Here is a 14,375-nt window from a genome sequence, read left to right as displayed (position 1 = left end):
TTACGCTGGAGGCGTGGCAGTCGTCGATGTATCCGAAGAGCTCAAGTCCCTCTCCTCGACCATGGAGTCGATCGAGGCCGTCCTGGACCTGGACACGCTGAGGGCAGAAGTCGTCGTCCTTGAGGAGCAGGCGGCAGCGCCCTCCCTGTGGGACGACCCGGAGGCGGCGCAGAAGGTCACCAGCAAGCTGAGCCACCTCCAGGCCGAGATCCGCAAGACGGAGGCCCTGCGCAGCCGGATCGACGACCTCTCGGTCCTCTTCGAGATGGCCGAGGAGGAGGACGACCCGGACACCCGCGCCGAGGCGGAGAACGAACTGACCGCCGTCAAGAAGGCACTGGACGAGATGGAGGTCCGCACCCTCCTCTCCGGCGAGTACGACTCCCGCGAGGCCGTCGTCACCATCCGCGCCGAGGCCGGCGGCGTCGACGCCTCCGACTTCACCGAGAAGCTCCAGCGCATGTACCTGCGCTGGGCCGAGCGCCACGGCTACAAGACGGAGCTCTACGAGACGTCGTACGCCGAAGAGGCCGGCATCAAGTCGACCACCTTCGCCGTGCACGTGCCGTACGCCTACGGAACGCTCTCCGTCGAGCAGGGCACCCACCGGCTGGTGCGGATCTCGCCGTTCGACAACCAGGGGCGCCGTCAGACCTCCTTCGCCGGTGTCGAGATCCTCCCGGTCGTCGAGCAGACCGACCACTTGGAGATCGACGAGTCCGAGCTGCGCGTCGACGTGTACCGCTCCTCGGGCCCCGGCGGCCAGGGCGTCAACACCACCGACTCCGCGGTGCGCCTGACCCACCTCCCCACCGGCATCGTCGTCTCCTGCCAGAACGAGCGCTCGCAGATCCAGAACAAGGCCAGCGCGATGAACGTGCTCCAGGCCAAGCTGCTGGAGCGCCGCCGTCAGGAGGAGCAGGCCCGGATGGACGCCCTCAAGGGCGACGGCGGCAACTCCTGGGGCAACCAGATGCGTTCGTACGTCCTGCACCCGTACCAAATGGTCAAGGACCTGCGCACCGAGTACGAGGTCGGTAACCCCGAGGCTGTGTTCAACGGCGAGATCGACGGCTTCCTGGAGGCCGGAATTCGCTGGCGCAAGCAGCAGGAGAAGTAGCTTCAAGGGTTACTTTGTCGACATGGCAACTGCCGCCCACCGGGCGGCAGTTGCCATTCGTGTATCCGGATGTCTGGGTTTTGCATCACACTCACAGGTTCCATCCCCCAGCAAAGAACCCGTAGGTGGACATTGCGCTCGCAACGGCCTTGACGTTGCTGTGAAAACTGGGAAGGCTGAAGCGTGGCATGCGTGTCTGCGGGGCGCATGTGAACCGGGGGATCTCAGCTTTCGCCAGCCGCCACCCCCGTCGATCACGGCCCCGGGCACCGACGCGCCACTCTGATGACGAGCTACTGGGGGTAGCAACCTGATGACCAAGAAGACGCGGATCCGTGTCGCGCGCATAGCGGCCGGCGCGATCATCGCCGCCGGTGCCTCGCTGACCGCCGCGGGTGCCGCATCGGCGCTCGACCTGGGCGTGACGCTGAGCGCCAGCACCACCACCGATGACGCGCCCGGCGACGGGACCGGCACCCCGACCCCGACCGACACCAGTCTCCCGACCGCTCCGAACTCGCCGACGAGCGAGCCGCCGACCTCTCAGCCGCCGACCTCCCAGCCGCCCACCCCGACGCCTCCGGTCTCGACGCCGCCGAGCGACGAGCCGACCGAGCCCACCGGCAACCCCACCGAGCCGACGGACGAGCCCACCGACACCCCGTCGGACGGCAGCACCAGCGGCTCCGGCTCCACCGGCGGCAACAACGCCGACCCCGACGGCGGCTCCTCCGCCCAGGAGGCGGGCACCTCCGCGCTCACCGACACCGGTTCCGACACGTCGGCCCAGGGCAAGGGCGGTGAGCTCGCCGAGACCGGTGCCGGCCAGACCACGTTCCTGCTGCTCGGCGCCGCGACGATGATCGCCGGCGGCATCGCCTTCCGCGTGCTCCCGCGCCTCGGGAGCAGCAACCGCGGCGGCACGATCGCCTGACGGTAGCCGTCCCTGTACGGACCGTGCGCACGTCGTACGACGAAGGGCCCGGAGCGTGTCGCTCCGGGCCCTTCTGCATGTCCTTGTACAGGCCGCCCACGCGGTGACAGGCCGCTTACGCGGTCTGGTGCGCCACCAGCGCCAGCGCCGCGATCAACACCGCGAGCAGGGCGATCAGCGCCATGGGGTTCAGATTGCCCCACGGGTTGTTCTCCTGCTGCAGCCGCTCGCGGCTCGCGCGGCAGACGGGACAGCGGCCCTCGTTCACGGGCGCCGCGCAGTTCGCGCACACCAACCGGTCGTACGTCATGCGCTCGCCCTCCTTGCACCGGCTATCACAGACACAACGCCGCGGGATACGAGAACGTTCCCGAACGTTCCCCTCCACTGTGCCAGGTTCCGCGGGATTCGGCGCGGCTCGCCTTATCCTGCCCCGACCTTGTGCGTTCCAGCCCTTCAAATCGGCGACAAAACGTGCAAGCCTCGCACAACCCCGGACGCCGACTGCGCGGGCACACCCGGGTCGCGTATGGTCACGCTCACCTACCCCCGGCTACCCGTGGTGCACCCGTGATCCGATTCGACAGTGTCTCCAAGGTCTACCCCAAGCAGACCCGCCCCGCCCTCAGGGACGTCTCCCTGGAAGTGGAGAAGGGCGAGTTCGTGTTCCTCGTGGGGTCCTCCGGCTCCGGAAAGTCCACCTTCCTGAGGCTGGTCCTCCGCGAGGAGCGGTGCAGTCAGGGCCAGGTGCACGTGCTGGGCAAGGACCTCGCCCGCATCTCCAACTGGAAGGTGCCGCAGATGCGCCGCCAGCTGGGGACCGTCTTCCAGGACTTCCGCCTGCTGCCGAACAAGACGGTCGCCGAGAACGTGGCCTTCGCGCAGGAGGTCATCGGCAAGTCCAAGGGCGAGATCCGCAAGTCGGTGCCGCAGGTGCTCGACCTCGTCGGGCTCGGCGGCAAGGAGGACCGCAGGCCGGGTGAACTCTCCGGCGGTGAGCAGCAGCGCGTGGCCATCGCGAGAGCCTTCGTGAACCGCCCCAAGCTCCTCATCGCGGACGAGCCGACCGGCAACCTCGACCCGCAGACCTCCGTCGGCATCATGAAGCTGCTCGACCGGATCAACCGGACGGGCACCACTGTGGTGATGGCGACGCACGACCAGAACATCGTGGACCAGATGCGCAAGCGCGTCATCGAGCTGGAGGGCGGCCGCCTCGTCCGTGACCAGGCGCGTGGCGTCTACGGCTACCAGCACTGACAGCCGACCGACCGCCGTCTGATGTCCGTCCACGGAAAGGCCTGAAGAAGCCGCCATGCGCGCCCAGTTCGTACTCTCCGAGATCGGTGTCGGTCTCCGCCGCAACCTGACGATGACCTTCGCGGTCGTCGTCTCCGTAGCCCTGTCCCTGGCCCTCTTCGGCGGCTCGCTCCTGATGAGCGACCAGGTGACCACGATGAAGGGCTACTGGTACGACAAGGTCAACGTCTCGATCTTCCTCTGCAACAAGAGCGACGCCGAGTCCGACCCCAACTGCGCCAAGGGCGCGGTGACCGACGACCAGAAGAAGTCGATCGTCTCCGACCTCGACAAGATGGCCGTCGTCCAGAAGGTCGTGTTCGAGTCCCAGGACGAGGCGTACAAGCACTACAAGCAGCAGTTCGGCGACTCCCCGCTGGCCAGTTCGCTCACACCGGACCAGATGCAGGAGTCGTACCGCATCAAGCTCAAGGACCCGGAGAAGTACCAGGTCATCGCGACGGCTTTCGACGGCCGCGGCGGCGTCCAGTCGGTGCAGGACCAGAAGGGCATCCTGGACAACCTCTTCGGCCTCCTGAACGGCATGAACTGGGCCGCCCGCGCGGTCATGGCCCTGATGCTGGTCGTCGCCCTGATGCTGATCGTCAACACGGTGCGCGTCTCGGCGTTCAGCCGCCGCCGCGAGACCGGCATCATGCGCCTGGTCGGCGCCTCCGGCTTCTACATCCAGGCCCCGTTCATCATGGAGGCCGCGGTCGCCGGCCTCATCGGCGGCACGGTCGCCTGCGGATTCCTGGTGGTCGGCCGGTACTTCATCATCGACCACGGCCTGGACCTGTCCCACAAGCTGAATCTGATCAACTTCATCGGCTGGGACGCCGTCCTGACGAAGCTCCCGCTCATCCTCGCGACGAGCCTCCTGATGCCCGCGCTCGCGGCGTTCTTCGCGCTGCGCAAGTACCTGAAGGTTTGACAGCTCCCCTCCCCTGCGGGGGAGGGGATTCCTGGCTCAGGCCGCCTCCTGGAGCAGTGCTCCAGGAGGTCTTGTGCCTTCGACACCAGCCGGGTTCAGACCAGCCCGGACCAGCATCACGCGCGCGGAGTTCTTGTCCCTGGGGGACACCATTCCGCACGTGGTGCAGGTGTAGGTACGTTCCGACAGCGGGAGGGCGTGCTTGGTTCTCGCTCCACACCGGCCGCAGTCCATGGTGGTGTGCGCGGGATGCACCAGGCGTACCTCCCGCGCGTGCTTGCGCCCCATCTCGATCAGGGCCGTCTTCGTCGCTCCGATCGCGGCGTCCGCCGCCTTGCGTGCCATGGACGTCTTCGCGAGGAACTTCGGCCTGAAGTCCTCCACCGCGATCGCGTCATGATCCCGCACGACCTTCTTGGCCCACTTGTGTGCGGTGTCCTGCCGTTGCCGCGCGATCTTCCGGTACGTCCTGGCGCGCCACTTCTTGGCCTCCTGGTAGCCCTTGGACGCAGCCTGACCCCGCTTCGGCCTGCGGCGGGCCATCATCCGGTCGTACCGCGACGGCTTCGCTTTCCTGCCGTGTCCGGGATGCGGGAGGTCGTGGGCGTCCGAGGTGGTGGTCGCGATCTCCCGCACACCCCAGTCCACGCCGAGCACCCGGCCGGTCGCGGGCAGCGGCGCGATCTCGGCGGGGACGACGAAGGAGGCGTACCGGTCGCCGGCACTCTCCCGGTACACGCGCACCGACGAGGGTTCGGCGGGCAGGTGACGCGACCACACCACGGTCAGGACGACCCCGCCTGCCAAGTGCAGCCGCCCGTCCCTCAACCGGAAACCGCGCCGTGTGCAGCTCAGACTCGGACGGCTGTCGTGCTTCTTCTTGTAGCCGGGCATTCCCGCCCGTCGCGTCGCCGACAGGCGTTCCTCGATGTCCTTCAGGGCCTTCGCACGGGAGGTGCCGAAGTCGCGGATCACTTGCTGCTGCGGGACGGATGCGCCCTCGGCCAGCCACGGCGTGACCGCGCGGCTCGCTGTCAGCATCTTGTCCAGACGACCTGGACCGCACAACTCCCCATTCCGGAACGCCCTCTTGGAACGGGCGACGCACTCGTTCCACACCCACCGGCAGCGCCCCCACTCGGCCAACAGCGCCCCGCGGGCGGTGGATGAGACCCGCAACCGGTACGTGAACCGGGCACGCCCGACCCGGGCGGCATCCCGCGTTGCGACCAAGTCCTCACCCCCGTTCAAGTCCTCACCCCCGTTCACGGCAGACCGTACGCACGATGCTCGAACACCTGGGCCGCATCCCGTCCGCTTCATACCGACGAGCGAATGCCCGTACGTCTGATCACTTCCGGGCGATTTCACAGCGCCCCGCCCCAGGCGCCTCGGTGACGCATGCCACGACGGCCGTACGGGCAACCGCCCGTGCGGTCCTTCGCGTTGTCCTAGACTCACCGCCATGTCAGGTCGTGACCTGTTCTGTCAGCCCCGCCGCATCCGCCGCGGGGCCGCCCTGACATTGGTGTTCGCGAGTGTGCTGGTGGCCGGTGCGGCGGCCGGGTCGTTCGACGAACCCGGGCGGGCCGACCGGAAATCGGCTTCCGGTACGGCGCGTTCGGCGCACCTCGGACGTACCGAAGAGGTCGCGAAGGCCGCCGCCGAGGCCAAGGCCGACGGCAAGTCGCCCATGGAGGCCGCCGAGCGTGCCGTCAGCCGCAGCGGGGACCGGTGGGGTGCCGTGTACTCCCAAGGGGAGTACGAGGAGTTCGAGGAGGCCCTCGACGGCCAGTACACCGGCGTCGGGCTCTGGGCCCGCCGGGAGCGGGACGGCCGGATCGAGGTGACCCGTGTGCAGTCCGGGTCGCCCGCCGCCACCGCCGGGGTCCGCAAGGGCGACCGGCTGCGCAGCGTCGACGGGGAGAACGTCGACGGGCAGCCCGTCACCGAGGTCGTGTCCTTACTACGGGGCGACGCCCAGGACGCCGCCGCCGGCACCGCCGTCACCCTCGGCCTGGAACGCGGCACGCACGCGTGGAGCGAGACCGTACGGCGCGCCCGCCTCTCCACCGACTCCGTGACCGTCCGCAAGCTCGCCGGTGAGGTCACCGTCATCAAGATCGCCGCGTTCACCAAGGGCGTCGGCGACCTCGTCCGCACCGCCGTACGGCAGGCGCCCGCCGACTCCGCGTTCATCCTCGACCTGCGCGGCAACTCCGGCGGACTGGTCACCGAGGCCGTCACCACCGCCTCCGCCTTCCTCGACGGCGGCCTCGTCGCCACGTACGACGTCGACGGCTGGCAGTGCGCCCTGCACGCGGCCACCGGCGGCGACACCACCAGACCCCTGGTCGCGCTGGTCGACGGCGGCACGATGAGCGCCGCCGAGATGCTCACCGGCGCCCTCCAGGACCGCGGCCGTGCGGTCGTCGTGGGCTCCAGGACCTTCGGCAAGGGCTCGGTCCAGATGCCGAGCAAACTTCCCGACGGCGTCGTCGCCGAACTGACCGTCGGCCACTACCGCACCCCCTCCGGCCATACCGTCGACGGCCGGGGCATCACCCCCGACCTCGACGTCACCGCACAGGGACAGGCCGCCGTGGAGCGCGCCGAGACGGTGTTGAGCGGGCTCGGGGACGCGTCGTAGGCGTTTCCGGCGCCCGTCTGTAATCGCCTTTCCCTCGGACCCCCCTGTAGTGCGAAAATGGGCAGCACTATGAGCAAGGGAATGTACGTACCCAAGGAGTCCCAGCCCAAGCAGGGCGGTGGGGCTGCCGCAGGCAAGGCCAGGGACGGCGAGAAGGGCGGCAAGCGCAAGATCGTCGCCCAGAACAAGAAGGCCCGGCACGACTACGCGATCATCGACACCTACGAGGCCGGGATCGTCCTCTCCGGCACCGAGGTCAAGTCGCTGCGCGAGGGCCGGACCTCGCTGACCGACGGCTTCGTCCAGATCGACGGGGGCGAGGCGTGGCTGCACAACGCCCACATCCCCGAGTACCACCAGGGCACCTGGACCAACCACTCCGTGCGCCGCAAGCGCAAGCTGCTGCTGCACCGCGAGGAGATCGACAAGCTGGAGTCCAAGATCCAGGAGACGGGCCACACGATCGTGCCCCTCGCCCTGTACTTCAGCAACGGCCGGGCCAAGGCCGAGATCGCCCTCGCCCGAGGCAAGAAGGAGTACGACAAGCGGCAGACCCTGCGCGAGAAGCAGGACCGCCGGGAGTCGGACCGCGCGATCGCGGCGGCGAAGCGGAAGCAGCGCGGCGAGTAGCCACCAGGAATACGGTGGCATCGCCGAGCGTTGGTCACGTACGATGGCTACTGCACCCCACAGCGGGTGTGTAGCGGTTTGAAAAAACAACATGGGGATGATCGGTTTCGACAGCGGATGTCGAAGCAGGTGAAGCGTGTCGAGGAAGCGGCAATGATCTCGTTAACCATATGTCGCAACCAATAATCGCCAATTCCAAGAGCGATTCCCAGTCCTTCGCCCTCGCTGCCTAATAACAGCGACTGAAGGACCCTAAAAGGGTGTCAGCCCGGGAGTGTTCCCGACCCGGACCCTGGCATAATCTAGGGAACTAAACCATCGAGCCCGGTCACGGGGTTCGATGGGAAATCAAACAGTGACTGGGCCCGTCGGCGACTTGTTCGCGTGATCACCGGGGCCGAGAAAATCACAGCGAACTGCACACGGAGAAGCCCTGATTCTGCACCGGTGGACGCGGGTTCGATTCCCGCCATCTCCACTCATCCCATGTTTGTAATTGAGCACAACGGCAAAGCCCCCGCTGCTTCGGCAGCGGGGGCTTTTTCCTGTCACCGGACAGTGAAGGCCGCCATTCGCAACCCATTGCTCAGGACCAGATACACGTCCGTACGACCCTTCGCCGCACCCGACAGGCCGGCGGTCACCGTCTCATAGTCGTACGACGACGCCGTCCCGCCCGCGTGTGCCGTACCGACGAGCCTGCCGGTCGGAGAGCCGAGCCGGACCTCGACCGTGCCGGCACCCGTACCCGCCACCCGGGCCGTGAACTTCCCTGCCCCCGCACCCAGTTGCGTGTCCGCGAACTTCAGCCACGCCCCGTCCGCAGCCGCGCCCACCGCCGTACCGCTCGCCTTCGACTCGTCCACGAGGTGAATGCCGGAGTAGTCGTCGAAGTTCTCGGCGCGGGTCGTTCGGGACAGGTTCCGGGGTGGAATGGTCTCCCCGTGGACGCGCCAGGTCGTACGGGCGCGGATGTCCGCCGACGACGCTCCGGCCATGACGTCGTACGTGCCGCTTTCCACCGCCCATTTCGAGCGGGTGACGTCCCAGTGCGCGAGGTCTTTCCGCTGGATTTCCAGGCGGACCGTTTTTGTCTCGCCCGGTTTCAAGGAAACCCGCTGGAAGGCTTTCAATTGCTTCAGGGGTTCTTTGTCGCGGGACGTTCGCTGGTGAGTGTAGAGCTGTACGACCTCGTCGCCCGACCGCGTTCCCGTGTTCGTCACCGGGATCTCGTAGCCGCCGGGGACGGGCTTCAGGGCGCCGTAGCGGAAGGTCGTGTACGAGAGGCCGTAGCCGAAGGGGTAGAGCGGGGTGCCCTGGAAGTACTCGTACGTGCGGTCGGACTTGATGATGTCGTAGTCGAGGATCGACGGGAGGTCCGACTCCGAGCGGTACCAGGTCTGGGTGAGGCGGCCGGACGGGTTGACGTCGCCGTAGAGGACGTCGGCGAGGGCGTTGCCCGTTTCCTGGCCCGCGTGGGAGGTCCAGAGGAGGGCCGGGACTTCCTTCCGCAACGCGCCCAGCGTGGTGGGGTAGCTGTTCTCGACCACCACCACCGTCTTCGGGTTGGCCGCGTGGACCGCCTTGACCAGGGCCTCCTGGGCCGGGGCCAGGGCCATGTCGCTGCGGTCGTGGGCCTCGCGGCCGTTGATCGACGGCATGGAGCCGATGACGACGACCGCCGTGTCCTTGCCCTTGACCGCTGCCACCGCGTCGGCGACTCCGCTGCGGACCACGTCCTTCGCGTAGTGCGCGGCCTGGTCCTTGGGGACCAGGCCGAGGGTGCCGTTCGTGTCGGTCGGGCCGAGGTAGAGGGGGCTCGACCACCAGGACTCCGACGTCTCGTAGCCCGCGTACTTCATCAAGTACGTTCCGTCGTCCTGCTGTTCCAGCTTGAACTGCTGCTGGACGTACCAACCATTGGGCTGCGTCTGGTCGTTGACGAAGTTGGACCAGTTGTAGCCGACGTATTTGCCGTTGGCGGCCGAGCGCAGGGTCACGATGCCGGAGCCCCAGTCGAACGCGTCGAACTGGGCAGTTGCTGTGGGGGTGTTCGCGGTCTCCCGCAAGGGGGCGCCTGTGTCGCTGGTGCCTGCCGTGACGTACTTGCCGGTCGCCGTGTCGCGCAGGGCGATGCGGTCCACGCCCTCGCTGGTCGTGACACCGGTGCCGAGTTTCGTGGCGATGCCCTGTGTGGGGGTGACGGCGTAGGGGAGGGTGCCCGAGTACCAGTCGGTGTAGAGGGTGTCGGCGAGGGGGCCGACCACTGCTACGTTTTTCTGTGACACTTTCAGCGGAAGTGTCACATTTCTTTTGAGCAGCACCATTCCCTCGGCCGCCGCCTTGCGCGCCAACCGCTGATGCGCCGGGCTGTTGATGACCGACGCGTCGATCGAGCCGTACTTGCCGCCGCCCGGGTCGAACTCACCGAGTCGGACGCGGACGGAGAGGATGTGGGAGACGGCCGTGTCGATGTCCGAGGGTTTCAACAGGCCTTGCTGGAGCGCTGAGTTGATGGCCGTTGTCGTCGGGCCCGGGTCCGCGCTGTTGTCCGTGAAGCTGTCGATGCCGGACTTCAACGCCGCCGCGTCGCCCTCCGCGATCGTGGGGTAGTACTGCTGGGGAGTGACGAGGTTGCCCGGGGCGAAGGCGTCGGTGACGTTCAGCAGGCTCTGGTCGGTCCACTTGCGTACGACGTCGTTCAGGTCCGGATTCACCGTGCTGGGGCGGCCGTTGACCAGGTTGTACGACGTCATCACGCCCGTGGCCGCGTCCGCCTCGATCGCCGGTTTGAAGGCCGCCTCGTCGTACTCCTTCTCCACCCGGGGGCGGAGATCGGAGGACGTGGTCGCGCGGTCGGCCTCGTTGTTGTAGGCGAGGTAGTGCTTGAGGGTGGGGGCCGTCTTGAGGTGGTTCGGGTCGCCGCCGGTCAGGCCCTCGCCGTAGGCCGTCGAGAGGGCGCCGGTGAGTTCCGGGTCCTCGCTGTAGCCCTCCTCGTTGCGGCCCCAGCGCGGGTCGCGGAGGAGGTTCACCACCGGGGCCCAGAGGTTCAACCCCCAGCCGTCCGGGCGCTGTTGCTGGAAGCCGCGGGCCTCGTCGCCGACCGCCGAACCGACCTGCCGCATCAGCGCCGGGTCCCAGGTCGAGGCGAGTCCGATGGCCTGCGGGAAGACGGTGGCCTTGCCGAGCCAGGCGACGCCGTGCAGGGCCTCGGTGCCGGTGCGGAAGGACTGGATGCCGAGGCGGGGGATCGCGGGCTCGTACTGGTGGAGGAGGGAGATCTTCTCGTCGAGGGTCAGGCGGCCGAGGAGGTCGTCAACGCGCTTGGCCACCGGGAGAGTCGGGTCGCGGAAGGGGTACGGGGTGTCGGCCGTCGCCGGGACCGTCGCTCCCAGGCCGGCGATCAGGGCGAAGGCGACGACGAGCGTGGTTCTGTGTCTTCTCGTGCTGTGTCTTCTTCTCTTGCCTTTCATGTCGCGGCTCCTCAAGTAGGGCCTTGCATGCGGGCATTACGGAAATCGGAGACCTCAGGGCGCGTCGCGCGGTGCCGTGCTCGCGCGTTCCGTCAGCCGGGGGGACAGGAGCGTCGCGTCGGGAACGGTCTTGCCGCCCAGTTTCCGCATCAGCAACTCGACGGCCCTGGAACCGAGTTCAGCGGTCGGCAGCGCGACCGACGTGACCGGGACCCGTACGGACTCGGCGAGTTCGTCAGGGCAGATCGCGGTGATCGACAGATCGCCGGGGACGCGCAGTCCGAGGTGCTCGAAGACGTCGATGAGGGGTTCCAGGAGCGGTTCGTTGTGGACGACGACTCCGGTCAACGCGGGCTGTTCACGCAGTAGTTGCTCCGCTACGGCAGCTGCGGCGCCCGGTGCCGCCTCGCAGGGGTGGACGGAGGAGGCGAGCCGGTTGCGGTCGGCGGCGGCCGTGAAGCCCTGAACGACCCGCTGGGCGAAGGCGGTTCCGCGGACGTACACCTCGGGCGGTGAGCCGACGAGGGCGACGACCCGGTGCCCGAGGCCCGCGAGCCGTTCCACGCACAGCTCGCCGGCCGCCTTGAAGTCGAGGTCGATACAGGTCAGCCCGTCCGCCTCGGCGGGGAAGCCGATCATCACGGACGGCCGGTCCAGGGAACGCAGCAACGGCAGCCGGGGGTCGTCGAGTTGGACGTCCATCACGATCATCGCGTCGACGAGTGCCGTGTCCGCGACCCGCCGCAGTCCCTCCTCGCCCTCCTCCTGGGTGAGCAGCAGGACGTCGTGGTCGTGGCGGCGGGCGGTGGTCACCACGGACACCGCGAACTGCATGACGACCGGGACGTGGATGCCGGTCCGTAAGGGGATCACCAGGGCCAGGACGTTGGACCGGCTGCTGGCCAGGGCGCGGGCGCCGGCGTGCGGCCGGTAGCCCAGCTCGCGGATGGACGCCTCGACGCGCAGCCGGGTCTCCTCGGAGATCGGGCGCTTGCCGCTCAGGGCGTACGACACGGTGCTGGGGGAGACGCCGGCGTGCCGGGCCACGTCCGTGATCTTCACCATCAGCCCAGCTCCAGGGTCAGGAACCCGCTGCCCGACTTCGACCGCGAACCGGCGGCCAGCGCCCACGAGATGGACGGATCACTGCAGGACGCCCGGAGCGTGTCCCCTTCCCGTACGACGGTGAAGGCCACCTCACCGACCGACACCGTCACCTGCGCGCCCCGCCCCAGGTCGTACGCCCGCAGGGTGACGCCGTCCGTGTAGTCGTAGTCGGGCCGGTCGGACACCGCGCCCACCGGGATCACCGCGCCCGGCCGGACCAGGAGCGGCACGCTGTCGAAGCCGTGCTTCTCGCGCACCCAGCGCGGTCCGGTGACCGTGCGGCCGGTGAGGTAGTGGGTCCAGGTGCCCTCGGGGACGTAGTACGAGACGTCCCCGTCGTCGCTGAACACCGGCGCGACCAGGAGATCCGGGCCGAGCATGTACTGCCGTTCCAGGTGCGCGCAGCCGGGGTCGTCCGGGAATTCGAGGACCATCGCGCGCATCATCGGCACGCCCTCGGCGGAGGCGGTGCGCGCGGTCTCGTAGAGGTACGGCATGAGGCTCAGCTTCAGGCGGGTGAACTGCCGTAGTACGTCCACGGATTCCTCGTCGAAGAGCCACGGGACGCGGTACGACGAGCTGCCGTGCAGGCGGCTGTGGGAGGACAACAGGCCGAAGGCCAGCCAGCGTTTGAAGAGTGCGGGGGTCGGGGTGCCCTCGAAGCCGCCGATGTCGTGGCTCCAGTAGCCGAAGCCGGACAGGCCGAGGGAGAGCCCGCCGCGCAGGGACTCGGCCATCGACTCGTACGTCGCCTCGCAGTCGCCGCCCCAGTGAACGGGGTACTTCTGGCTGCCGGTTGTGGCCGAGCGGGCGAAGACGACGGCCTCTCCCTCGCCCCGGTGTTTGCGCAGGACGTCGAAGACGGTGCGGTTGTAGAGGTAGGTGTAGTAGTTGTGCATCCGCTCGGGGTCGGCGCCGTCCGCGTAGGCCACGTCGACCGGGACGCGCTCGCCGAAGTCGGTCTTGAAGCAGTCGACGCCCTGCGCGAGGAGTGCCTCCAGCTTTCCGGCGTACCAGTCGCGGGCGGCCGGGCTGGTGAAGTCGACCAGGGCCATGCCCGGTTGCCACAGGTCCCACTGCCAGACGCTGCCGTCCGGTCGGCGGAGGAGGTGCCCAAGTGCCTTGCCCTCGGCGAAGAGTGGGGAGCGCTGGGCGATGTACGGGTTGATCCAGACGCTGATGTGGAGGCCTTTGGACTTGAGCCGGGTGAGCATGCCCTCCGGGTCGGGGAAGACCCTCGGGTCCCACTGGAAGTCGCACCAGTTGAACTCGCGCATCCAGAAGCAGTCGAAGTGGAAGACGGAGAGCGGGAGTTCGCGCTCCCGCATGCCCTCGATGAACGACGTCACCGTCTCCTCGTCGTAGGAGGTGGTGAAGGACGTCGACAGCCACAGGCCGAACGACCAGGCGGGCGGGAGGACCGGGCGGCCGGTGAGGGCGGTGTACTTGCGGAGGATGTCCTTGGGGGTGGGGCCGTAGATGACGTAGTACGTCAACTGCTGGCTCTCCACGCTGAACTGGACCCGGGACACCGCCTCCGAGCCGACCTCGAAGGAGACCCGGCCGGGGTGGTCGACGAAGACGCCGTAGCCCGCGTCGGTCAGGTAGAAGGGGACGTTCTTGTAGGCCTGTTCGGTGGCGGTGCCGCCGTCGGCGTTCCACATGTCGACGACCTGGCCGTTCTTGACGAGCGGGCCGAAGCGTTCGCCAAGTCCGTAGACCGAGGTGCCCACTTGGAGCCCGAGCTGCTCGCGGAGGTAGTGGGCGCCGGTCGCGTCGCGCATGATGCCCATGCCCTTGGGGCCGCTGCTGGTGAGGGTGCGGCCGTGGGCGAGGAAGTCGACGTGCCAGGGGCCGGTGCGGGCCACCCTGACCGAGAGCGCGCCGGAGGTGAGGGTCGCGTGCTCGTCGTCGTAGGACGTATGAATCGCGAACTCCTCTGTCCGCACGTCGAATTGGGGGCCGCGCGGCTGTTCGCCCTCGAAGTGGGTGAAGGTGACGCCGATGACGTCGGGCATCGGGGCGTGGGCGCTGATCGTCACGACCGGTCCCTTCAGCAGGTCGCCGCGGTGGCGGATCGGCATGGTCGGGGCGTGGATCTCCAACGAACCTCCCCCGGAGGGGGTACCCCCAGGAGCGGTGACATCGAGGACCTCGACCGGGTGGGCGGCGGTGACGCCCTCGCGCAGCAGCCAGTAGCCGTCGGTGAACTTCATGTGGGGGTCCCC

The 14,375-nt window shown here is 68.2% G+C and carries 11 protein-coding genes and 1 other RNA gene; 7 read left to right on the top strand and 5 right to left on the bottom strand.

Annotation, left to right across the window (positions count from 1 at the left end):
- Positions 1 to 13: 13 nt before the first annotated feature.
- Both prfB and OG407_RS21250 read left to right on the top strand, forming a co-directional pair.
- Positions 14 to 1,120, top strand: a complete 1,107-nt coding sequence (gene prfB / locus OG407_RS21255) for a peptide chain release factor 2 (RefSeq protein WP_405860238.1) — start codon at positions 14 to 16, stop codon at positions 1,118 to 1,120.
- A 313-nt stretch (positions 1,121 to 1,433) separates the two neighbouring features.
- The gene (locus OG407_RS21250) at positions 1,434 to 2,054 is read left to right on the top strand and encodes a hypothetical protein (protein WP_405860236.1); all 621 of its coding nucleotides are present in this window, start codon (positions 1,434 to 1,436) and stop codon (positions 2,052 to 2,054) included.
- 115 nt (positions 2,055 to 2,169) lie between these two features.
- On the opposite strand, the gene OG407_RS21245 is transcribed toward OG407_RS21250, so the two are convergent.
- Positions 2,170 to 2,364 (bottom strand): hypothetical protein, encoded by a 195-nt coding sequence (locus OG407_RS21245; RefSeq protein WP_365308187.1) that lies wholly within the window; start codon positions 2,362 to 2,364, stop codon positions 2,170 to 2,172.
- A 260-nt stretch (positions 2,365 to 2,624) separates the two neighbouring features.
- Between OG407_RS21245 and ftsE the strand changes: the two genes are divergently transcribed.
- Both ftsE and ftsX read left to right on the top strand, forming a co-directional pair.
- A complete protein-coding gene (ftsE, locus tag OG407_RS21240; protein WP_019065989.1) occupies positions 2,625 to 3,314 on the top strand; it encodes a cell division ATP-binding protein FtsE in 690 nt (229 codons plus the stop codon).
- 55 nt (positions 3,315 to 3,369) lie between these two features.
- Entirely contained in the window at positions 3,370 to 4,287 is a 918-nt protein-coding gene (gene ftsX, locus OG407_RS21235; protein ID WP_327403619.1) for a permease-like cell division protein FtsX, read from the top strand.
- 36 nt (positions 4,288 to 4,323) lie between these two features.
- Here the strand turns inward: ftsX and OG407_RS21230 are convergent, their stop codons facing one another.
- Positions 4,324 to 5,520, bottom strand: a complete 1,197-nt coding sequence (locus OG407_RS21230; protein WP_405860233.1) for an RNA-guided endonuclease InsQ/TnpB family protein — start codon at positions 5,518 to 5,520, stop codon at positions 4,324 to 4,326.
- Positions 5,521 to 5,752: 232 nt separating this feature from the next.
- Between OG407_RS21230 and OG407_RS21225 the strand changes: the two genes are divergently transcribed.
- The 3 genes from OG407_RS21225 to ssrA all read left to right on the top strand — a co-directional run bounded on the left by OG407_RS21225 (position 5,753) and on the right by ssrA (position 8,048).
- The gene (locus OG407_RS21225) at positions 5,753 to 6,937 is read left to right on the top strand and encodes a S41 family peptidase (RefSeq protein WP_405860231.1); all 1,185 of its coding nucleotides are present in this window, start codon (positions 5,753 to 5,755) and stop codon (positions 6,935 to 6,937) included.
- A gap of 81 nt (positions 6,938 to 7,018) precedes the next feature.
- Positions 7,019 to 7,567 (top strand): SsrA-binding protein SmpB, encoded by a 549-nt coding sequence (gene smpB / locus OG407_RS21220; RefSeq protein WP_328686472.1) that lies wholly within the window; start codon positions 7,019 to 7,021, stop codon positions 7,565 to 7,567.
- 93 nt (positions 7,568 to 7,660) lie between these two features.
- Positions 7,661 to 8,048: a transfer-messenger RNA gene (ssrA, locus tag OG407_RS21215) on the top strand.
- 67 nt (positions 8,049 to 8,115) lie between these two features.
- On the opposite strand, the gene OG407_RS21210 is transcribed toward ssrA, so the two are convergent.
- From OG407_RS21210 to yicI, 3 genes are read right to left on the bottom strand one after another with little or no spacing between them, the layout of a single operon-like run.
- On the bottom strand, positions 8,116 to 11,040 hold the full coding sequence (locus tag OG407_RS21210) for a glycoside hydrolase family 3 C-terminal domain-containing protein (RefSeq protein WP_405860229.1): 2,925 nt from the start codon (positions 11,038 to 11,040) through the stop codon (positions 8,116 to 8,118).
- Positions 11,041 to 11,094: 54 nt separating this feature from the next.
- Entirely contained in the window at positions 11,095 to 12,105 is a 1,011-nt protein-coding gene (locus OG407_RS21205) for a LacI family DNA-binding transcriptional regulator (protein ID WP_405860227.1), read from the bottom strand.
- Complete coding sequence (gene yicI, locus OG407_RS21200) at positions 12,105 to 14,363, bottom strand: alpha-xylosidase (protein WP_405860225.1); 2,259 nt, start codon at positions 14,361 to 14,363, stop codon at positions 12,105 to 12,107. The genes OG407_RS21205 and yicI overlap by 1 nt, the downstream gene beginning before the upstream one ends.
- Positions 14,364 to 14,375 lie beyond the last annotated feature (12 nt).

Source organism: Streptomyces sp. NBC_01515 (genome assembly GCF_045040345.1).
Lineage (GTDB): Bacteria > Actinomycetota > Actinomycetes > Streptomycetales > Streptomycetaceae > Streptomyces.
Note: the sequence above shows the minus strand (reverse complement) of the source record. Positions and strands in the feature narration are given on the sequence as shown.

What these genes read in the sequence shown, in the direction of transcription:
- OG407_RS21250 (WP_405860236.1), top strand. Translation starts at nt 1,434, where the DNA reads ATGACCAAGAAGACGCGGATCCGTGTCGCGCGCATAGCGGCCGGCGCG.
- OG407_RS21245 (WP_365308187.1), bottom strand. Translation starts at nt 2,364, where the DNA reads ATGACGTACGACCGGTTGGTGTGCGCGAACTGCGCGGCGCCCGTGAAC.
- ftsX (WP_327403619.1), top strand. Translation starts at nt 3,370, where the DNA reads ATGCGCGCCCAGTTCGTACTCTCCGAGATCGGTGTCGGTCTCCGCCGC.
- OG407_RS21225 (WP_405860231.1), top strand. Translation starts at nt 5,753, where the DNA reads ATGTCAGGTCGTGACCTGTTCTGTCAGCCCCGCCGCATCCGCCGCGGG.
- smpB (WP_328686472.1), top strand. Translation starts at nt 7,019, where the DNA reads ATGTACGTACCCAAGGAGTCCCAGCCCAAGCAGGGCGGTGGGGCTGCC.
- OG407_RS21210 (WP_405860229.1), bottom strand. Translation starts at nt 11,040, where the DNA reads ATGAAAGGCAAGAGAAGAAGACACAGCACGAGAAGACACAGAACCACG.
- OG407_RS21205 (WP_405860227.1), bottom strand. Translation starts at nt 12,105, where the DNA reads ATGGTGAAGATCACGGACGTGGCCCGGCACGCCGGCGTCTCCCCCAGC.
- yicI (WP_405860225.1), bottom strand. Translation starts at nt 14,363, where the DNA reads ATGAAGTTCACCGACGGCTACTGGCTGCTGCGCGAGGGCGTCACCGCC.